Origin of the sequence: Gordonia hongkongensis, assembly GCF_023078355.1 — a bacterium.
Classification (GTDB): domain Bacteria; phylum Actinomycetota; class Actinomycetes; order Mycobacteriales; family Mycobacteriaceae; genus Gordonia; species Gordonia hongkongensis.
This window is the reverse complement of sequence record NZ_CP095552.1, coordinates 4,257,641-4,278,277: the sequence shown is the minus strand read 5'-3', so window position 1 is coordinate 4,278,277 and position 20,637 is coordinate 4,257,641. Positions and strand designations below refer to the sequence as shown.

General features: G+C 66.6%; 18 protein-coding genes. 13 read left to right on the top strand and 5 right to left on the bottom strand.

The window, feature by feature from the left end; genetic code table 11:
• Positions 1 to 22: 22 nt before the first annotated feature.
• The 5 genes from MVF96_RS19290 to MVF96_RS19270 all read right to left on the bottom strand — a co-directional run bounded on the left by MVF96_RS19290 (position 23) and on the right by MVF96_RS19270 (position 6,059).
• Positions 23 to 1,399 carry a hypothetical protein gene (locus MVF96_RS19290; protein ID WP_247450087.1) on the bottom strand — a complete coding sequence of 459 codons (1,377 nt, stop codon included), beginning with the start codon at positions 1,397 to 1,399 and terminating at the stop codon, positions 23 to 25.
• A gap of 1 nt (position 1,400) precedes the next feature.
• Positions 1,401 to 1,811, bottom strand: coding sequence for a hypothetical protein (locus tag MVF96_RS19285; protein WP_058253553.1), 411 nt, complete (start codon positions 1,809 to 1,811; stop codon positions 1,401 to 1,403).
• A 178-nt stretch (positions 1,812 to 1,989) separates the two neighbouring features.
• A complete protein-coding gene (locus MVF96_RS19280; protein WP_068972598.1) occupies positions 1,990 to 3,522 on the bottom strand; it encodes a long-chain-fatty-acid--CoA ligase in 1,533 nt (510 codons plus the stop codon).
• Complete coding sequence (locus MVF96_RS19275) at positions 3,519 to 4,643, bottom strand: acyl-CoA dehydrogenase family protein (protein ID WP_247450085.1); 1,125 nt, start codon at positions 4,641 to 4,643, stop codon at positions 3,519 to 3,521. Before MVF96_RS19275 ends, MVF96_RS19280 begins: the two co-directional genes overlap by 4 nt.
• Before the next feature lie 213 nt (positions 4,644 to 4,856).
• Complete coding sequence (locus MVF96_RS19270) at positions 4,857 to 6,059, bottom strand: acyl-CoA dehydrogenase family protein (protein ID WP_247450083.1); 1,203 nt, start codon at positions 6,057 to 6,059, stop codon at positions 4,857 to 4,859.
• Positions 6,060 to 6,206: 147 nt separating this feature from the next.
• Here MVF96_RS19270 and MVF96_RS19265 point away from each other — a divergent pair, with 147 nt between their 5' ends.
• The 13 genes from MVF96_RS19265 (at position 6,207) to MVF96_RS19205 (ending at position 20,578) form a co-directional block, all read left to right on the top strand.
• Positions 6,207 to 6,401 carry a ferredoxin gene (locus tag MVF96_RS19265; protein WP_065629750.1) on the top strand — a complete coding sequence of 65 codons (195 nt, stop codon included), beginning with the start codon at positions 6,207 to 6,209 and terminating at the stop codon, positions 6,399 to 6,401.
• Between the two features lie 82 nt (positions 6,402 to 6,483).
• Positions 6,484 to 7,374, top strand: coding sequence for a 3-oxoacyl-ACP reductase (locus MVF96_RS19260; RefSeq protein ID WP_247450081.1), 891 nt, complete (start codon positions 6,484 to 6,486; stop codon positions 7,372 to 7,374).
• 63 nt (positions 7,375 to 7,437) lie between these two features.
• Positions 7,438 to 8,202 carry an MlaE family ABC transporter permease gene (locus MVF96_RS19255; protein ID WP_065629749.1) on the top strand — a complete coding sequence of 255 codons (765 nt, stop codon included), beginning with the start codon at positions 7,438 to 7,440 and terminating at the stop codon, positions 8,200 to 8,202.
• Positions 8,203 to 8,205: 3 nt separating this feature from the next.
• Positions 8,206 to 9,057 (top strand): MlaE family ABC transporter permease, encoded by an 852-nt coding sequence (locus tag MVF96_RS19250; RefSeq protein ID WP_137810434.1) that lies wholly within the window; start codon positions 8,206 to 8,208, stop codon positions 9,055 to 9,057.
• 57 nt (positions 9,058 to 9,114) lie between these two features.
• Positions 9,115 to 10,236 (top strand): MCE family protein, encoded by a 1,122-nt coding sequence (locus MVF96_RS19245; RefSeq protein WP_065629792.1) that lies wholly within the window; start codon positions 9,115 to 9,117, stop codon positions 10,234 to 10,236.
• Complete coding sequence (locus MVF96_RS19240) at positions 10,229 to 11,287, top strand: MCE family protein (protein WP_065629748.1); 1,059 nt, start codon at positions 10,229 to 10,231, stop codon at positions 11,285 to 11,287. The genes MVF96_RS19245 and MVF96_RS19240 overlap by 8 nt, the downstream gene beginning before the upstream one ends.
• Positions 11,284 to 12,504 (top strand): MCE family protein, encoded by a 1,221-nt coding sequence (locus MVF96_RS19235; protein WP_065629747.1) that lies wholly within the window; start codon positions 11,284 to 11,286, stop codon positions 12,502 to 12,504. The genes MVF96_RS19240 and MVF96_RS19235 overlap by 4 nt, the downstream gene beginning before the upstream one ends.
• 1 nt (position 12,505) lies before the next feature.
• The gene (locus tag MVF96_RS19230; protein WP_247450080.1) at positions 12,506 to 13,903 is read left to right on the top strand and encodes an MCE family protein; all 1,398 of its coding nucleotides are present in this window, start codon (positions 12,506 to 12,508) and stop codon (positions 13,901 to 13,903) included.
• Entirely contained in the window at positions 13,809 to 15,059 is a 1,251-nt protein-coding gene (locus tag MVF96_RS19225) for an MCE family protein (protein ID WP_247450079.1), read from the top strand. Before MVF96_RS19230 ends, MVF96_RS19225 begins: the two co-directional genes overlap by 95 nt.
• Complete coding sequence (locus tag MVF96_RS19220) at positions 15,059 to 16,492, top strand: MCE family protein (protein WP_205334170.1); 1,434 nt, start codon at positions 15,059 to 15,061, stop codon at positions 16,490 to 16,492. Before MVF96_RS19225 ends, MVF96_RS19220 begins: the two co-directional genes overlap by 1 nt.
• Entirely contained in the window at positions 16,489 to 17,412 is a 924-nt protein-coding gene (locus MVF96_RS19215; RefSeq protein WP_065629746.1) for a prolipoprotein diacylglyceryl transferase, read from the top strand. Before MVF96_RS19220 ends, MVF96_RS19215 begins: the two co-directional genes overlap by 4 nt.
• Entirely contained in the window at positions 17,412 to 18,107 is a 696-nt protein-coding gene (locus MVF96_RS19210; protein ID WP_247450077.1) for a hypothetical protein, read from the top strand. Before MVF96_RS19215 ends, MVF96_RS19210 begins: the two co-directional genes overlap by 1 nt.
• A 347-nt stretch (positions 18,108 to 18,454) precedes the next feature.
• On the top strand, positions 18,455 to 20,578 hold the full coding sequence (locus tag MVF96_RS19205) for a heavy metal translocating P-type ATPase (RefSeq protein ID WP_247450076.1): 2,124 nt from the start codon (positions 18,455 to 18,457) through the stop codon (positions 20,576 to 20,578).
• Positions 20,579 to 20,637: the final 59 nt, after the last annotated feature.

Sequence of the window (20,637 nt, the reverse complement as noted above, 5' to 3'; positions counted from 1 at the left end):
TGTCAATAACTCGTTTGAATGGTCATTTGGCCTGATTGACCCTAGGAGGGTCGTCCGCACCGCCGAACTCGGTCATCTCGTCGATGGGGTGGGGCGGTGGGCCGTAGACGACAGACCCGGCGTCCTTGGGGAATCGAGATAGATCTGAGGTGTATTGCCCATAATGATGCTGAGAGGGGAGGTCGCGCAGTGGCCCGTATTCCGTATGATCGCCAGCGTCGTCCTGGAACATTATTCGAGTACGACCGTCAGGCATGTACTGGTACGTCTCCATCGAGGGAAAGTCCGTTCTTTCACCCGATACGCTGGCACCGTCGGCGCCCGGCGTGACAATGGTCTGGCCCCGTACACTCCAACCGATGTCCTCTGTATGAGGTGGCGCCAGGGGATCGGACGCGTCATATTTGATTGCCACGGTACCGTCGTGCAGTTGGCTCGCATGGACGGAAGGTGTTCCGGTCTTGACGTTGCCATTCTCATCGACCGAAGGGTTTTGCCGTGCCACGATCACGCCGTTCTCGTAATCGATGAAGTATGAGACGCGAGCGTCTTCTGGAGCGAAGTTCGGATCGAACCCGCGGGCGTCGCCGAGATTCCTCTTGAGTTCGAACTCGGAGAAGTTTAGCCCTGACACTACGCGCTCGGAGGGAATGAACAGCCCCGTGGCAACGACGCCCTGCCCGGGTACAGGATTGATCTTGATCACGCTGACAACCGGTGGGGCCCCTTTGTTCTTCGGATTGTAACTATGCGGGTCCAACGCGGCGGCCATCCGCCAGTCATTCTCACCAACCGGGACTCGACCGTAGACTTCGCGGAACGCGTCCACTTGGTTCGTCACCCGTGTCATCGAACCGCTTGATGTGGCGATCGACGCCGGTGTTATTCCGCTCAGCGCAGCCAAAGCGGAGTTGACGGCTGCGCTCGTGTCGCTCACCGCCTGGTCCGCGGCGATACCGAGATTGCGCAAGGCGGTTTGATGTTGAAAGGCGACGTTCGCGTCGTACTCGGCGCCCGGCGGAGCCTTCGCTTTCTCGAAGGTCACCTCGTACTCGCGGCTTCCCCTATTCAGCACATAACCCTGGGACTCTGATGACGTTGTCCCGTTCTCGAGGGCGGTGACTGCTCCTTCGATGGAAAACGCGCCGCGGTTCATCGCATCGGCGAGATCGCCGTATTCGTCCGCGACGCCGCGGAGCCAGCGTGTGATGGCCTCCGCTCGGTCATCGGCTGGTCCTCTGGCCTTACCCGTCCACTCCGCACCCGTCAGGTTGAGGACTGGGTTTCCAGCCTTGGGTGCCTCGGCGTCGAGACGAGCCTTCATAGCGAAGAGTCCATTGGCGATGAACCGGAGTTGATCAGGCGTCCATGCCGTGACCTCGTTGTAGCTCGGCGGCATGCTACCGCGGTCCCCTCTCCGTGACGCCCAGGAGAATTTCGAGCGGAACTGGGTGGTCCGTCAGTGGGCCGGTCCTCGAAGGGAAGGCGATCGCGCTCGAAATGCGGTTTGCTCCGGATTGATCAGTGTCGACGGTGGTGTCGCGGGCGTTGATCACCAACTCAGCAAAAGCAGAGATTGCCTTCGAAGCATTCGACATCGACGTCTTGATCTGCGAATCACCGGAGCTCGCGATATCGCTCATGTCGTCGGTCGCGCCTCGGAAGGAGCCGGCGAGGCCGCCGAACGTCTGGGTCGCGTAGGTGGTCCCCAGTCCTGCACTGAGGTGCAACCCCCCGATGTTCGAAGCGCACTGTTGGATCTCCATAGCGGCTGTGACCAGCGCTGCCGGATCTACGGTCAGATCTGCCATCGTCTCCCCCCGAGAGTGTGCGTAGAAGCTAGCACGATCAGCGCATACCAGAACTGTGCGCTGTCAACATAGTGCGTGACGATCGCGAACGCGGAACGCCGTCCACAGGGGGCAGCAGATCCGTATGACGTTGTGCCCGGAAACCGGGCACAACGTCATACGGATCGTGGGAGGGAGCCTACGTCGCGGCGCGGTAGACCCGACCGTCCCGAACCCACGTCGGTGGGGTGGCATCGGAAGCCAGGAGGCGTTTGACGGTCTTGAAGGTCGCGGTCTCGGGGAGTTCGTCGACGAGCCGCACCCGGTGCGGCCACTGTTTCGGGCCGAGATCGTCCTGCGCGGAGAGGAACTGGCTGAAATCGTCGGCGGCGAGTCCGTCGGAGACCAGGACCGCCTCGATCTCGTCCCCGATCTCCACCGGCACGCCGTGCACGGCGACCTGCCGGATCGCCGGGTGGCGCAGCAGGATTCGTTCGATGGGGCCGGTGCCGATGTTCTCGCCGTCGACGCGCAGCCAGTCGCCGAGACGTCCGGCGAAGTGCAGGTAACCGGCGTCGTCGACCCAGGCGAGGTCGCCGGTGTGGTAGATCCCGCCACGCATGCGCTCGGCGGTGGCGTCGGGATCGTTGTGGTAGCCGGCGAAAAGACCGGGCCCCGAGAGGTTCACGATCTCACCGACCACGCCGGCCGGAACGGGCTCGGCGGTGTCGACGTCGACGACCGCGGTCGGTTCGCGCAGTGGGCCCAGGGCATCATCTGGGGTGTCAGGGGTGCGCGTGATGGCCACGCCGCCCTCGGTGGATCCGAATCCGTCGATCACCCGGCAGCCGAAGCGTTCGGAGAACCGGAGGCGGTCGCGGGCGGATGCCTCGTTGCCGTACATGATCCGCAGCGGACTCGCGGCGTCGTCGGGGCGCGGATCGGTCGCGAGGATGTAGTGCATCGGTTTGCCTACGTAGTTGGCATATGTCACGCCGTACCGGTGGACGTCCTCGACGAACCCACGCGCGGAGAAGCTGCGCCGCAACGCGATCGACGCCCCGCCCGCCACCGCGACGCACCACCCGGCGATCATCGCGTTCGAATGGAACATCGGCATCGAGAGATACGCGACATCGTCCGGCCCGATATCGAAGCGCTCGGCCAGCATCGGACCGCTGGTCGCGAAGGTCCGGTGCGTACATCGCACGGCCTTCGGGTCGCCGGTCGTCCCCGACGTGAAGATCAGCATCAGCAGGTCGTCCGGCGCCGCGTCGGCAAGGGGTGCCGGCTTACCCGCGATCACCGCGGCCGCCCATTCGGGCGAATCGACATCGACAACGCGGGTTCCGCCCAGGTCGAGGCCGTCCAGCAGATGCCGGGTGTCGTCGCCGCACAGCACGATCTGGCATTCGGCACGGGCGATGTCGGCGGCGAGCGCGTCGCCACGCCGGGTGGTGTTCAGGCCCACCAGCACGAATCCGTGACGTGCCGCCGCGGCGAAGAGCGCGCTGAACACCGGCGTATTCGCCAGCAGCACGCCCACGTGACGCGGGCGGTCATCCGACAACCGGCCGCGCAACACCCCGGCCAGCAGCGCCGCATCGACGAGATGATCGGTCCAGGTGCGAAATTCGCCTTCGAACCAGACCCCGCGGTCGTCGATCTCGATCAGCGGAGCGAGCAGATCGGCGACCGTCGAGGCGTGCGTCGCCGCGACCGGTCGGCTCACGCCGGCGTGGCGGCCAGTTCGGCTCCGATGGCCCGCACCGAGGCGGTCGCGGAGCCGAATGCGAACTCGTTGTGCTTGGCGCGCAAGAAGTAACGATGGACCGGGTGACTGGTGTCGAGGCCGACACCACCGTGCACATGCACGGCCGTGTGCGCCACCCGGTGCCCGGCCTCGGCGGCCCAGAACTTGGCGGTGGCGACCGCATTCTGCAGTTCCGGGGTGTGGCCGGTCGAATGGTCGAGCAACCAGGCCGCCTGCGTCGTCGTGAGTGCCAACCCCTGGGCATCGATGTACCCGTCGGCGAGACGTTGGGCGACCGCCTGGAACGACCCGATGGCGCGGCCGAATTGTTCGCGCTCGCGGGCGTACTCGGCGGTGAGCTCGAGGCCGCGTTCGACGATGCCGGTCTGTTCGGCGCAGCAGGCCAGGGTCGCACGCGCGATGAGCGTCGCGGCCGTGTCGGCGCCTCCGTCGAGAACGGCGTCGTCGGACACCGGTGTGCCGTCGAATTCGACCTGCGCCGACGGGATCAGCCCGGTGGCGGGGGTCGGGGTGACGACGACGCCCGGGGCATCGGCGGCCACGACCACCGCGACGACACCGTCGGGTCCGGACGCGGTGACCACGAACATGTCCGCGGCCTCGGCGTAGGGGACGTCGACCTTCACGCCGGTCAGGCCGCCGTCGGACGAGAAGGTGGTTGCGGGCGAGCTGAAGTCGGTGGCCAGGTCCTCCTCGACCGCGACCGTGAGCACCGAGTCGCCGGTGGCCCCGGACCCCAGGATCCGCTCCCGGAGTGCCGACGAGCCGTGCGTGGCGATCACCGGAAGGGCGGCGATCGCGTGCGGACCGAACGGCACGCGGGCCAGCACGCGGCCGAGTTCGGTTGCCACGAGCGCATTCTCGACGACCCCGAGGTCGCCGCCGGCATCCCCGGCGGTCTCGGAGGACAACTCGAGGCCCAGGAGTCCGGCGCCGCCGAGTTCGCGCCACAGGTCCGCGTCGAGCGCGGCACGAGCCGTCTCCAGTTCGGCGACCCGCTCGGGGGTGCTGATCGACGTCGCGATGTCGCGGGCCAGCCCGCGGACGTCGGCGCCGGACTCGGGAAGCGAGAAATCCATGGTGGGTCTCCAGGTTCGGGGTGCGGTTGGTGGTTTCGATACGCCGCGTGCTCGCTGCGCTCGCTCGGGGCTACTCAACCAGCGGGTGGGGCGGGTGCTCGCTGCGCTCGCTCGGGGCTACTCAACCAGCGGGTGGGGCGGGTGCTCGCTGCGCTCGCTCGGGGCTGCTCAACCAGAGGGCGTGCTCGCTGGCTGCTCAACCAGCGGTCGGGGCTACCTGCGCTGGTGCGGCAGGCCGAGGGCGAGCATCGCAATGATGTCGCGCTGGATCTCGTTGGTGCCGCCGCCGAACGTGAGGATCAGCGACGTGCGCTGGAACCGCTCCAGGCGACCGTTCAGGTGCGCGCCGGTGCTCCCGGTCCGCAGCGTCGCGGCCGGTCCGACGACCTCCATGAGGAGTCGGTAGGCCTCGGTGGCGAACTCGGTGCCGTAGACCTTCGTCGCGGAGGCGTCGGCCGGGCTCGGCGATCCGCCGGAACTCGCGACCGAGGCGATCTTCCAGTTGATCAGCTTGAGGAACTCGACCTTGGCGTGGACGCGGGCCAGGTTCTGCTGCACCCATGGGGCGTCGATCACCCGATGGCCGTCACCGGTCTTGGTCTGCTGAGCCCACGCGATCGTCTCGCGCAGGGCGGTCTGGATCGGCGCCGCGCTGCAGAGCGCGACCCGCTCGTGGTTGAGTTGGTTGGTGACCAGCGGCCACCCGCCGCCCTCCTCGCCGACGATCGACGACGTGGGGACCCGGACGTCCTGGTAGTAGGTCGCGCTGGTGTCCACCCCCGACATGGTGTGCACCGGCGTGTAACTGAAGCCCTCGGCGGTGGTGGGCACGATGAGCATCGAGATGCCCTTGTGCTTCTTGCCGCCCGGTTCCAGCGTCGACGGATCGGTGCGACAGGCCAACCAGATGTAGTCGGCGTAGGCGACCAGACTGGTCCACATCTTCTGGCCGTTGATGACGTAGTCGTCGCCGTCGCGGACCGCGGTGGTCCGCAGTGCGGCGAGGTCGGTGCCGGCGCCCGGCTCGGAGTACCCGATGGAGAAGTGCAGTTTGCCCGCCGCGATCCGGGGGAGGAAGTACGCCTTCTGCTCGTACGACCCGTAGTTCATGATCGTCGGCGCCACGGAGTTGATCGTGAGGAACGGGACGGGTGCACCCGCGATCGCCGCCTCGTCGGTGAAGATCAGCTGGTCCATCATCGACCTGTTCTGGCCACCGAACTCGGTGGGCCAGCCCAGGGCGAGCCAGCCGTCGGCGCCCATCTGCGCGACGACGTCACGGTACGCGTCGCCCTCGCCGAGTTCACCGTCGCCGCCGGACAGGGCGGCACGACGTTCCTCGGTCATGAGGCCGGAGAAGTAGTCGCGGAGTTCCCTTCGGAGCTCGGCTTGTTGGTCGGTATAGGCGATGCGCATCGACACTCCAAGGGGTGGATCGGCTAGCGTCCGGTCCCGGCTTATGGTCAAGTTGACAGACGAAGTGCTCGTGCACTTCTGAAACACGTTCTAACCTGTTCTCACAGCCCAGTCAACAGGTGACCCATCGACGAGGAGACGGTTCCGATGCGTATCAAGGCAGATTTCGACCTCTGCGAGTCCAACGCCATCTGCGTGGGGATGGCTCCGGACTTCTTCGATCTGGATGACAACGACTACCTGGTGATTCTTCAAGAAGACATCCCCGCGGACCGTGTCGAGGAACTGCGTCAGGTCGCCGCCAACTGTCCGAAGTCGGCGCTGACCGTCGTCGAGGACTGACCCGAGCGAAAACGCCGATCTGTTCCATCCATCCGCGAATCATGCTAGAACAGGTTCTAGTTTTAGCTCAGGAGGAAATCGGGTGGGTTACACGTTGGACGGTCGCGTCGCGGTCGTCACCGGTGCAGGTGCTGGTCTCGGTCGTGCGGAGGCCATCGGATTGGCGGCCGAGGGGGCCACGGTCGTCGTGAACGACCTCCCCGCGGCGCTTGATCAGAGCGACGTGATCGACACGATCACCGCCGCCGGCGGCCGCGCGGTCGCGGTGCCCGGCGACATCGGCGACTCGGCCACCGCCGCCGCCATCATGACGACGGCGACCGACCAGCTCGGCTCGCTCGACATCGTTCTGAACAACGCCGGCGTGGTGCGCGACAAGATGCTGTTCAACATGACCGACGACGAGTGGGACCTGGTGATCCGCGTACACCTGCGCGGACACTTCCTGCTCACCCGCAATGCGGCGGCCCACTGGCGCGCGGCCTCCAAGGAGGCGGGCGGCCCGGTGTACGGCCGGATCATCAACACCGCCTCGGAGGCCGGGCTGCTGGGTCCCGAAGGGCAGGCCAACTACGGCGCCGCGAAGGCGGGTATCACCGCACTCACGCTGTCGGCCTCGCGTGCCCTCAAGCGATACGGCGTGCGCGCCAACGCGATCTGCCCGCGGGCGCGGACCGCGATGACCGCCGCCGTCTTCGGCGACGCACCCACCGACGGAGTGGACCCTCTCGATCCCGAGCATGTCGTGCGGCTGGTCACCTACCTCGCCGGCTCCGACTCCGACGCCGTCACCGGTCAGGTGTTCGTCGTCTACGGTCCCAAGGTCACCCTGATGGCCGCGCCGACCGTCGACGAGGTCTTCGTCGCCGAGGGTGATGCGTGGTCCGCCGAGGACCTCGCGAAGACCCTGACGGGACACTTCGCCGACCGCGATCCGGGACGCACATTCTCGGCCAGCGCTCTGGTCAACTGACCAATTCAGCTCGATTGTGCGTGATAGGTTTCGCGATGGTGCGAGGGTGAAGGGGGTTGGGCGATGCTGAGCAAACTGGCCACACCCCTCAGTGGAATCGGTGATTTCGTGGCGCTCGGCGTCGAGTCGGCGCGCGAGCTGTTCCACCGTCCGTTCCAGTGGCGGGAGACCGTCGAACAGTCCTGGGCGATCGCCCGCGTGTCGATGGTGCCCACCCTCCTGGTCGCCATCCCGTTCACGGTTCTCGTCAGCTTCACCCTGAACATCCTGTTGCGCGAGATCGGCGCGCAGGACCTGTCCGGCGCGGGTGCCGCTCTCGGCACCGTCACCCAGATCGGCCCGATCGTCACCGTGCTGATCGTCGCCGGTGCCGGCGCCACCGCGATCTGCGCCGACCTCGGCGCCCGGACCATCCGCGAAGAGATCGACGCGATGAAGGTGCTCGGCATCAACCCGATCCACCGGCTGGTGGTCCCGCGCATCGTGGCCTCCACCGGGGTGGCCTTGCTGCTGAACAGCCTCGTCTGCACGATCGGCATCGGCGGCGGATTCATCTTCTCCGTCTACCTCCAGGATGTGAATCCCGGTGCGTTCGTTGCCAACCTGACCCTGCTCACCGGGTTCGGCGAGCTGATGATCTCGATGGTCAAGGCCGCTCTGTTCGGTCTGTTCGCCGGGATGGTCGGCTGCTACCAGGGACTCAACGTCAAAGGCGGCGCGAAGGGCGTCGGCGATGCCGTCAACGAGACCGTCGTGTACTCGTTCATGGCGCTGTTCGTCGTCAACGTCGTCGTGACGGCGGTCGGTCTCAAGGCAACGGCGGGCTGATCGATGGTACTTCCGTTCACCACCCGGTTCCGGACCGCGCGCGTCGCGGCCAAGCGAGCCGGCGAGGACTGGGATCAGATCGGCGACCAGGCGCTGTTCTACTGGGACAGCGTCGTGTCGATCCCGCGTGCGATCAAGCACTACAAGAAGGAGACGCTGCGGCTCATCGCCGAGATCTCCATGGGCACCGGCGCGCTGGCGATGATCGGCGGCACCGTCGTGGTCGTCGGGTTCCTGACCCTCTTCACCGGCGGCACGATCGCCGTCCAGGGTTACAGCTCGCTGGCCAACATCGGCGTCGAGGCCCTCACCGGCTTCTTCTCGGCGTTCATCAATGTGCGCATCGCCGTCCCGGTGATCTCCGGTATCGCCCTCGCCGCGACCATCGGTGCGGGCGCGACCGCGCAGCTCGGTGCCATGCGCGTCTCGGAGGAGATCGACGCGCTCGAGACGATGGCGATCTCGTCCATCCCGTACCTGGTGTCCACGCGCATCATCGCCGGGCTGATCGCGATCATCCCGCTCTACGCGCTGGCGTCACTGGCGTCGTTCCTCGCGAGCCGCTCGGCGACGGTGTTCCTCTACGGACAGTCGCCCGGCGTGTACGACCACTACTTCGACACGTTCCTCATCCCGTCGGACATCCTGTGGTCGTTCGTGCAGGCGATCTGTATGGCGGTCGCCGTCATGCTGATCCACACGTACTACGGCTACAACGCCTCGGGCGGGCCGGTCGGCGTCGGTGTCGCTGTCGGGAACGCGGTCCGCGCATCGCTCGTTGTTGTGGTCGTGATCACACTTCTGACCTCCCTCGCCATCTATGGCGCCGACGGCAAGTTCAACCTGGCGGGCTGAGCGATGAGCAGGAGACAAGAGCGTTCACGGGCGACCCGCCGGACGGCGGCGGTGGTCATGGTCGCGGTGCTGCTGGCCCTGATCATCGGGGCCAGCGCGTCGTTCCTCGGTGCTTTCCAGGGAACCCAGCAGGTCACCCTCGTGGCTCCCCGGGCCGGCCTGGTGATGAACCCCGACGCCAAGGTCAAGCTGCGCGGCGTCGAGGTGGGGCGCGTCGCGGAGATCACCGAGCGCGGGGGCGACGCGATCCTCACCCTCGACATCGCCGACGGTGATATGGCGAAGATCCCCGCCAATGTGGCCGCCGACATCAAGTCGAACACCATCTTCGGCGCCAAGGCCGTCAACTTCGTGGTGCCCGGCGAGCCGGAGGGCACGCTGACCGCGGGTGCCGAGATCCCCGCCGACCGCGTCGTCGTCGAACTGAACACCGTGTACCAGCAGCTCGTCTCGGTGCTCGCACAGCTGCAGCCGGAGAAGCTCAACGCGACGCTCGGTGCGATCGACACCGCGCTGCAGGGGCAGGGTGAGGAGATCGGCGTCGCCCTCGAGCAGCTGACCGCACTGCTCGGCAAGACCAATCCCCATCTGCCCGCGCTGAACCGGCTGTTCCGGGAAGGTGCGACCGTCACCAACGTGTACGCGGACTCGATGCCGGATCTGCTGCGCACCGTCGACAACTTCACCGTCGTCGGGAACACGTTGGTGGACAACACGTCCAACCTCGACGCCCTGCTCATCAATGCCACCGGGATGGCGAACACCATCAACGGGGTCATCGCGCCGTCGAAGAACACGCTCATCGGTGCGCTGTCCGACCTCGATCCCATTGCCGCGCTGCTCGGTTACAACGCGCCCGGGATCAAGTGCTTCCTGACCGCGAGTGCGGTCGCGTCGGAGGTCGCGGCACCGTTCCTCGGTGAGCGCAACGGCATGCTGATGCTCGACGCGAGCATCCTCCCCGGCAAGGATCCGTATCAATATCCGTACGACCTGCCCCGTGTCGGGGTAGAGGGCCCGCCGACGTGCCAGGGCGGGCTGGGTGATCCGGCGACCAAGGTGCACGCGCCGTTCTACGTCGGAAACAATGCGCCGCAGCCCTATCAACCCAGAACCAAGCCGAAGGCGAACTCACAGAAGCTGTTCCAGATCCTGTTCGGAGAGCCCCCCCGTGGATAATCGCGCCCGCGCGTTCCGCGCGACCCTGATCAAGCTGGGCGCCTTCACGGTGGTGATGGTCCTGGTGTTCGTGGCGCTGGTGGTCGTCTTCAGCCGATACCGCTCCGGGGCGTCGAACGAGTACAGCGCCGTCTTCACGAGCGCCTCGGCGATGCAGTCGGGCAGCAAGGTCAAGATCGCCGGCGTCGAGGTCGGGTCCGTCGGCGGCGTCGAACTGAACCGTGACAACGACGCCGTCATCACCTTCAGCGTCGACCAGCAGTATCCGCTACCGGAATCGGTCCGCGCGCTGATCCGATACGAGAACCTCACCGGCGACCGGTATCTCGAGCTGCAGCAGGGGACCGGCGACACCTCCACCTTCCTCGCCGACGGCGCCCAGATCCCGGTCGCCCAGACCGAGCCCGCGCTCGATCTCGACAAGCTCGTCGGTGGCTTCAAACCGCTGTTCCGGACTCTGGACGCCGACGAGGCCAATGCGCTGACCAGCTCGCTGATCGCGGTGTTCCAGGGACAGGGCGGCGCGTTGAACACGCTGCTGGAGAACACCTCGTCGTTCACCAACACGCTCGCCGACCGCGACGAACTGATCGGCGACGTCATCGACAACCTCAACACGACCCTCGCCACGCTCGACGGCGACCGCGAGGGCCTAGACACCAGCGTCGACCTCCTGCAACAACTGGTGACCGGGCTCGCCGAGCAGAAGGGCACCATCGGCAACGCGCTGACCCAGACCTCCCGTGTCACCAACGGTCTCGCCGACCTGCTGGGGACGACCCGCCCGACCCTGCAGTCGATGGTGACCAACACCGGTCGGGTCTCGGAGGAGCTGCTGGCCGCGGAACCCTTTGTCCGCAACCTGATCTCACGACTCCCCGAGGACTACAAGACGTTGTCGAACCTGGGCTCCTACGGCGCGTGGCTTCAACTCTACTTCTGCCGCATCCGGCTGATGCTGCCGGCGCCCGGTGGCCAGACGATCCTGTACACGTCGAACAACGTGATGGGCAATACCACGACGGCCGGCGGAAGGTGTGACGGCTCATGAGTCTTCCGTTCGGGGGCCTGTTCTCGAGCCGCAGATCCGAATCCGACGAGGCCGACGTCGCCCGCGAGGTGAAGCGCGGGCAGCGCAGCCGCGCCCAGGTCGGCGTCATCGGCATCGTCGTGATCGGTCTGGTGGTGATCACCGCCATGCAGATGGACAAGTTGCCCTATCTCTCGCCGATCAGCACCTACAGTGCCTATTTCGACGACGCCGGCGGACTCGCCAAGGGCGACATCGTGTCCGTGTCCGGGGTCCAGGTGGGCACGGTCGAGTCGATCGAATTGGCCGGTACCGACGCCGGGACCAAGGTCAAGGTCGGGTTCCGCATGGACGACACCGTCGAGATGGGGTCGGACTCCCAGGCCGCGATCCGGACCGAGACCGTCCTGGGCCGACGCAATCTCACGGTCATCCCGCACGGAGGCGACCGGATCAAGCCCGGTGGCTCGATCCCGGTCGGCAACACGATCTCGCCGTATTCGCTGCAGGACGCACTCGAAGGAGCGACCGACACCGTCGCCGACACCGACACCGACCAGCTCAACGAGGCGCTCAACACGCTGACGATCACGTTCTCCGAGACACCGGATCAGGTCCAGGGGGCGGTCAACGGTGTTGCGCGGCTGTCGAAAGCGGTCGCCGACCGCGACAAGGAACTGCGGGCGCTGCTCGCCAAGGCCAACCAGGTGAGCAAGATCGTCGGCGACCGCAACGAACAGATCAACCGGTTGCTCATCGACGCCAACGCGCTCGTCGGGGAGATCGAGATGCGGCGCTACGCGCTCAACCAGCTGATCAAGGGGATCGGTGACGTCACCGCTCAGCTGCGGGGCTTCATCGCCGAGAACAACGCGCAGCTGACGCCCGTGCTGCAGAAGTTCGACCGCGTCGCGACGATCCTCACCGACAACGAGAAAGAGCTGAAGGAGACGATCGACCGTCTCGGACCGTTCGCGAACACCCTCGGCGAAGCAGTGGCGTCGGGCCCGAACTTCGATTCCCTCGTCGGCGTGAACACCTTCGGCGACTACACCGCGGTGTTCCTCAACGCCCTGCGCGGTCGGTACCCGCAGCTGTGGCAGTCGCTGATGTACACGGGCAACCCGCTGCTTCCACAGGGCTGGAGCCTGGGACCTCCAGCGGGTAGCGATACGCCGCGCGGACCACTGCCCAGCCCGACCTATCCCACGCCCGCGCCGACCACGAGGGGGAGGTGACATGACCGTCGGAAGTATGTCCATCGGACGCAAGGTGCTCTTCGGGGTACTCGCCGTGATTCTCGCGGTCGCCCTGGTCCTCGTGGGCTGGAAGGTGTTCACCAAGTCGACGACGAATACGTTCACCGCCTACTTCGCCGGGGTCGCCAGTCTGTACAAGGGGGACCCGGTCCGGGTGCTCGGTGTGAACGTGGGTAGCGTCTCCGCGATCACCCCGCGCGAGAACGACGTGAAAGTCGAACTGCGCGTGGACAAGAGCGTCGACATCCCGCAGGACGCGAAGGCCGTCATCGTCGCGCAGAGCCTGGTCTCCGGTCGGTTCGTACAGCTGACGCCGGTCTACTCCGGTGGGCCGGAGATGTCCGACGGCGCCGACATCCCGATGGACCGCACCGCGGTGCCGATGGAGTGGGACGACATCAAGGCCCAGCTCACCCGACTCACCGAGGCCATCGGTCCGCAAGGGGCCGATCCGGGCTCGGCGGCCAAGGCGGTGAACGTCTTCGACGAGAATCTCGAGGGCAACGGCGAGGCGATCAACGCGTCGATCCGGGAGGTGTCCGACGTGATCGGCACCCTCGCAGCCGGCAGCGGCGACCTGTTCGCCACCATCCAGAGTCTTCAGAAACTCACCGATGCATTGTCGGGAAGCCACGAGCAACTCGTGCAGTTCAACGGCCGGATCGCCTCGGTCAGTTCCGTGCTCGCGGACAACACGACCGAGCTCGATGAGGCGCTCAAAGGTCTCGACGCGGCGATGACCGATGTGCAGACCTTCATCGACACCAACCAGACGGCGCTGTCGTCATCGGTGGAGCGTCTGGCCGCGAGTACGAAGATCGTGGCGGACAAGGACGAACAGGTGCGTGGCGTGTTGCATTCGGCGCCCAACCAGCTCGCGAACTTCTACAACATCTACAACCCGCTTTCGGGATCCCTGTCGGGTGTCTTCGGTTTGGGGATGGGAACAAATCTCATCACTCTGTTGTGCGGAACCATGGAATCCACCAAGCGGCCGGGATCGACGATGGCGGATGTCGACAAGTGTGTGGAGATCCTGGCTCCGGTCCTGTCGTCGATCTCGATGAACTACCCACCGTTCCTGACCAATCCGGTGCAGGGTCGCAACGCCACGCCGAGCCAGCTCGAGTACCAGAACGCGAGCGTCCGGGCTCGTGCGAATGCCGGGGTCACCCGGCTCGACAACGAGACCCGTCGTGACAACCGGGGCAGCCCGCTCGAGGATCTGCTGGTGCCGTTCGGGGTGAGCGATGAGATCGGTACGACCCCGTGGTTCGCTCATCGTGGGCGCGGCGAGCCTCGCGCTCGTCCTCGCCGGATGTTCCTTCGACGGCCCCAACTCGCTCCCGGTCCCTGGAGCCGAAGGTACCGGCGGTGAATCCTACGAGATCACCGCGGTCATCCCGTCGGCGGCCGGACTGGTCAACAACGCGCCGGTGCTCATCGACGACGCGACGGTCGGCAGCATCGGCGACATCGAGGTCCAGGACTGGAACGCGCTCGTCACGATGCGGCTCAACGACGGGGTGATCGTCCCGCGCGGTTCGCATGTCATGGTCGGGCTGACCAGTGTGCTGGGTTCGACGCACCTCGAGATCGTGCAACCGGCCGAGCCCGAGGGCGGCCGGCTCGAACCCGGCGACCAGATCCCCCTGACCAAGTGTCCCGAGCAGTCCAACATCGTGACCGACCCGTCGGTGCCCGCGGTGCCCGACATCAATGCGGCACAACAGGTGTCGGCGTGTACCTACCCCAGTACCGAGCAGGTGCTGAGTTCGCTGTCGGTGGTCCTCAACGGCGGTGGGTTGTCGCAGATCGGCGACATCGTGCACGAGATGAGCGACGTCTTCGGCGGACGCGAGGAGCAGATCAAGGAGCTCATCCCGCGGTTGAACACCCTCGTCGCCGATCTGGATGCGCAGAAGGGCAACATCATCCGCGCGACCGAGGGACTCGACCGGTTGTCGCGCACCATGAACGAGCAGAAGGGCACCATCGAGCGGGCGCTCGCCGACGCCCCGCAGATCCTGCAGTTGCTCGTCGACCAGCGTCAGCAGTTCCTCGACACTCTTGGTTCGGTCGCGACGCTGTCGAAGACCGCCAACGACATCCTCGACGCCAACTCCGAGGACATCGTGACGATCGTGGAGGGGATCGAACCGGCCCTCGATCAGCTCCAGGCCGCGGGTCCCGCGATGACTCAATCGCTGAACATCCTGCTGACCTTCCCGTTCTACGAGCCGACGATCCGACAGATCGTCAAGGGTGACTACGTGAACTCCGATCTGGTGCTCGACCTCACCGTCGAACGACTGAGCAAGAGCATGTTCGCCAGCCTCGGCGTCACCGGCCCCGAGGGCGTCTTCGGACGGCCCGCAGGCGCCGCCGCGCGCGGACTGAACCCGTTCATCGCGCCCCTGCAACCGGGCGGCGAACGCGTGCCCGACTCGGCCGAACCGATTCCGGCGAACATGGTCCCGCGGGTCTCGCCGACCACGCCGGCGGCAGTCCCGGCCGCGGGAGGTGGCCGCTGATGAAGATCACGAGATTCGTCCGGATGCAGCTGATGATCTTCGCCATCGTGACCGTGGTCGCGATGGTGGTGATGGCGCTGTTCTACATCCGCATCCCGTCGATGTTCGGGGTCGGCAGTTACCAGGTGCAGCTGCTGCTGCCCACCAGCGGTGGGCTGTACCAGAACGCGAACGTCAGCTACCGCGGCGTGTACGTCGGCAAGGTCGACTCCGTGCAGCTGACCGACACCGGCGTCGAAGCGGTGCTGACGATCGAGAACAGCGCGGAGATCCCGGCTTCGTCGACCGCGTCGGTGCGCAGCGTCTCCGCGATCGGTGAGCAGTTCGTCGAGTTCACGCCGGATCCCGAGGCGGGCGAGTCCGGCGAATACCTGCAGGACGGCGCGACGGTGTCGACCGACGAGGTCCCGGTGGAGATCTCGGCGATGCTCGACCAGGCCGACCGCCTGCTGGCCGAGATCGGTGACACCCGTTTGCGGTCGCTGATGGACGAGGCGTTCATCGCGTTCAACGGCACCGGGGAGGCGTTGCAGCGCCTGCTGGACTCGATGGTGCTGTTCGTCGACGAGGCGAACAAGAACACCGACACGACAATCCAACTCGTCGAACAGGGCGCACCACTGCTGGCAACCCAGTCACGTACGGCCGACGACATCCGTTCCTGGACAAGAAACGTCACCGCGTTCACCGATCAGTTGCGGGCGAACCGGCCCGAGATCGGCGACATCCTGCGCAAGGGGCCGTCGACCGCGTCGAAGAGTCAGGAACTCTTCGAATCCCTCGGTGCGTCGTACCCGTTGCTCGTGTCGAACCTCGGTACGATCGCCAAGACCCAGGTGGTGTACCTGCCGAACTGGAAGCAGGTGCTCGTTCTCTATCCGCGACTGGTCAGTTCGTTGATCACGGCGGTGAACACCGGCACCAACCGGTTCGGTCCGAACGTGAACTTCTCGCTCGGTTTCCAGGACCGGCCGCCGTGCAACATCGGTTTCCTCCCCAAGGAGGACTGGCGTTGGCCGTCGGTGCAGACCGCCCGGGAGCTCCCGCCGGGAATGCTGTGCCGGGTGCCGCAGAACTCCAACATCGCCGTCCGCGGTGCGCGTAACTATCCGTGCGCGGAGTTTCCGGGCCGTCGCGCACCCACCCCCGCAGAGTGTGCCACAGGCTACGTACCGAAACCGGGCTCGGTCGACCCGTTCCAGAGCGGGTTGCCCTTCGGGCTGAAATGGCAGCCGGCGTCCTCCGGTACCGTGACACCGGGCACACCGAAGGACTTCGACGCGGAGCCCGCGGTGTATGCGACGACCTACGACCCGGATTCGGGCAACTTCATCGGACCCGACGGCAAGACGTACAACGCCGGGGCCGGCAGCGATGAGCAGGAACAGAGCAGTACATGGCAGACGATGATCAGCGGGACGGTCACCCCGTGACGCCGGACGGTCCCGGCACGACGTCCCCGAATCGCAGTGGCGCGGATCGTGCGGGTTCGGGCGATCGCCGGAATACGAAGCGGCCCGTGCGGTCGGCGCCGATCCGGCGTGGACGTCCGGCGGGCAAGAAGCCGTCGAAGCCGGCCGCACCGGTGCCGCCGGTCGACGAGCCCGGCACCGCGGCGGAAGACGTCGACAGCGCCTCACCGACATCCGCGGAACCGACGCAGGACGCGACGTCGACGGCGTCCCCGGCGGCTGACACCGCGCCGGATTCCGAGTCCGTCGCCGCGGAGATCGCGCCCGACCCGTCCGAGGTCGAGAAGACGGTGAGTTATCGGGAGCGCCGGCGTGCCCGGACGGCCGCGGCGTCGGCGTCCACGGGCACGCCGAAACGCAAGCGCGGCATCAGGTATCGCGGGTCGGGGCGTCGCTCACCGCGCGCCGTCGTGGGCGTTGTCGTGGCGCTTGTGGTCATCGTCGTGTGCGCCATCGCATCGGTGGTGTTCGCGCTCGGCATCGCGCGTCAGGACCGGACCGACGACCTGCGGGCCGAGTATTCCGCGTTCGCTTCGCAGGTTCTCGTGAACCTGACCAGCATGAATCCCGACACCGTCGACCAGACGCTGACGTCGGTCCAGGAGGACACGAGCGGCAAGGTCAAGCAAGAGGTCGAGAACAACATCCAGCAGGTGGCGGCCCTTGTCCGGGACGGCAAGCTCGAGACCCGCTCGCTCATCCTCTCGTCCGCGGTGACCAAGGCCGAACCTGACGAAGGCTCGGTCATCATGGTGTTCGGCTGGCATCAGCGATCGCTCGACGGCGAGGTGCCGTCACAGGAGAAGGTGTTCCGCTGGCGGGTGGACATGACGCGGATCAACGGCGACCTCAAGATGACCGACTTCGAGTGGGTGGCGTGATGTCGGCCCGCTCCGAGTCCGCGCCCCGATCCGAGCCCGCGCCGAAGTCGACCGGATCTCGATTCGCCCTGCGCAAGGGGCGCCTGGGTCTGATCGCACTCGGCGTGGTGCTGGTCGCCGCGATCGCCGTGACCGCATTTCTCGGCTTTCGCTTCACCCAGGGCCGCGGGATCGAGGACGCTCGCGCATCGTCGCTGGCGGCGGCCCGGGACTACGCGACGACGATGTTCGGGTACAACGCCGAGAACGTCACCGAGCACATCGACCAGTCGATGAGTGTGCTCACCGGGCCGGCGAAGCCGGAGTACACGAAGCTGATCACCGACAACAATCTCGCCGCCGAGGTGCGCAAGCAGTCGGTGGTGTCCGAGGTGACGATCCAGGACGCGGGTGTGGTGACCAACACCCAGGACACCTCGCAGGTCCTGATCTTCATGAACCAGTCGGTGACCCGCGGCAACAAGGAGCTCGTGAGCATCAATCCGTCGCGGCTGACCTTCGACATGAAACGCGAGGGCGACCGTTGGATGATCAACTCGATCGAGGTGATCACCGACGACACGTTCCGATCGAAGATCGAGGTCGTCGAGTCATTGCCGCCCGACGCGAAGCCGCTGCCCGGCCCGAGCTCGGCACCCTCCGGTGCGCCGTCCCCGGCTCCCGGCCCGTCCGTGGCGCCGGTGCCGACTCCCTGACCGCCTTAATCCGTTGCGGCCCCCCCGAATCGGGCGTACGTTCGCGGGTACACAAGGAAGGAGGTGGTCTGATAGTGATTTCTCATCGGACATGTGAGGTGACCATCCGTTAGCAGTTGACCGTGTGGCATTCGTGTCGCACCGAGGCGGGATTCCCGCCGGTCGGCGCAAGCGAATACCAGGTGGTCACCCGGCCCCCGTATCCCGACCCGGTCCGGTCGGCACAGGCCCTTCGAGGGCGGTGCGGGGGCCGTTCCATGTCTGCTGACGGGTTCATTCCGGGAATACCCCTACAGGGTAGACGTACCCCTGGCGTTCATACCCTAGGGGGGTATATCCTCGACCTCATGAACACGCACCACGACCATCCGCCGACAACGCCGGCACCGGCCGACCACGCGCACCGCCCCCAGGTCGATCCCGGGCACGACGGCCACGAGAAGCACGCCGATCACACCGGCCACGGCGGACATGACAGCCACGCGGGCCACGGCGACCACGTCGCGCAGTTCCGGCGACTGTTCTGGATCATGCTCGTGCTGGCGGTCCCGACCGTGGCCTTCAACGACATGTTCGCCGACATCCTCGGCTACGGTCTGCCCGACGCGGAGTGGGTCCGGTGGGTGTCGCCGCTGCTCGGCACAGTTCTCTATGTGTGGGGCGGGCGCCCGTTCCTCGTCGGCGCGGCCGCCGAGCTCCGAGCTCGTCGCCCGGGGATGATGCTTCTGATCTCCCTCGCGCTCACCGTCGCCTTCGTAGCCTCCTGGGGTTCGACGCTGCACCTGTTCGACCACCACCTGAATTTCTGGTGGGAGCTGGCACTGCTCGTCGTGATCATGCTGCTCGGCCACTGGATCGAGATGCGCTCGCTGGCCCGGACGACATCGGCTCTCGACTCACTCGCCGCGCTCCTTCCGGACGAGGCCGAGAAGGTCGTGGGCAGCGACATCATCTCGGTATCTCCCGAGGAACTGGTCGTCGGCGACGTGGTCGTCGTCCGGCCCGGCGGGTCCGTGCCCGCCGACGGCGCCATCGTCGACGGTTCGGCGAGCATGGACGAGTCGATGGTCACCGGGGAGTCGGCACCCGTTCGGCGGGAGGTCGGTGACGTCGTGGTCGCCGGCACCGTCGCGACCGATTCCGGACTGCGGGTCCGCGTGACCGCGACCGGCGACGACACCGCGCTGGCCGGGATCGGACGCCTCGTCGCCGATGCGCAGGCATCGTCGTCACGGGCCCAACGACTCGCCGATACCGCGGCCGGGTGGCTGTTCTGGTTCGCACTCGGCGCCGCGGTCCTCACCGCGATCGCCTGGACCGCGGTCGGATCGCCCGACGAGGCCGTCGTTCGCGTGATCACGGTGCTGGTCATCGCATGCCCCCACGCGTTGGGACTCGCGATCCCGCTCGTCGTCTCCATCGCCACAGAGCGGGCCGCGCGTGCCGGGGTCCTGATCAAGGACAGGCTCGCCCTCGAGTCGATGCGCAACGTCGACGCCGTGCTCTTCGACAAGACCGGCACCCTGACGAAGGGAGAACCGACCGTCCTCGAGCTCGAACCGGCTCCCGGGCAGGACCGGCGTCGAGTGCTGACCCTCGCGGCCGCCGCGGAGGCGGGCAGTGAGCATCCGCTGGCCTCGGCGATCGTGCGGGCCGCTCGAGATGAGGGAATCGATCTGCCCGTCGCACAGGACTTCTCCTCGTCGCCTGCGGTGGGGGTGTCTGCATCCGTCGACGGCCACGGGGTCCGGGTGGGTGGACCCAACCTGCTCGCCGAGCACGGCCTCGACGAACTGCCCGTCGCGTCGTCGTGGCGGGAGCAGGGGGCGATCATCCTGCACGTGCTCGTCGACGATCGTGTCGTAGGGGCGTTCCGGCTCGCCGACGAGGTCCGTCCGGAGTCGCGTGTGGCCGTGGACGAACTCCACGCTCTCGACGTGCAGGTCGTGATGATCACCGGCGACGCGCAGGCGGTGGCCGACGATGTCGCCGGCCGGTTGGGCATCGACCGGGTGTACGCCGGGGTCCGGCCCGAGGACAAGGCCGCCATTGTCGCGGACCTGCAGCACGAAGGTCGTCGCGTCGCGATGGTCGGCGACGGCGTCAACGACGCCCCCGCACTCGCGCAGGCCGACGTCGGGATCGCGATCGGTGCCGGCACCGACGTGGCCATCGGCTCGGCCGGCGTCATCCTCGCCTCCTCTGATCCGCGATCGGTCCTGTCGGTCATCGAGCTGTCGCGTGCCGGCTACCGGAAGATGGCGCAGAACCTCTGGTGGGCAGCGGGTTACAACCTCATCTCGGTGCCGTTGGCGGCCGGGATCCTGGCGCCGATCGGGTTCGTCCTGCCCATGAGTGTCGGCGCGATCCTGATGTCCGCCTCGACGGTGGTCGTGGCGTTGAACGCACAGCTGCTGCGTCGACTCGATCTGCGTCCCGGTTCCATCCGAAACCGGTCCGGGCGCAGGTAGGGCAGCGCTACGAGATTCGCGTAGCGCAGTACTCGCGAAACCGCGGCGTGAAACCGCTG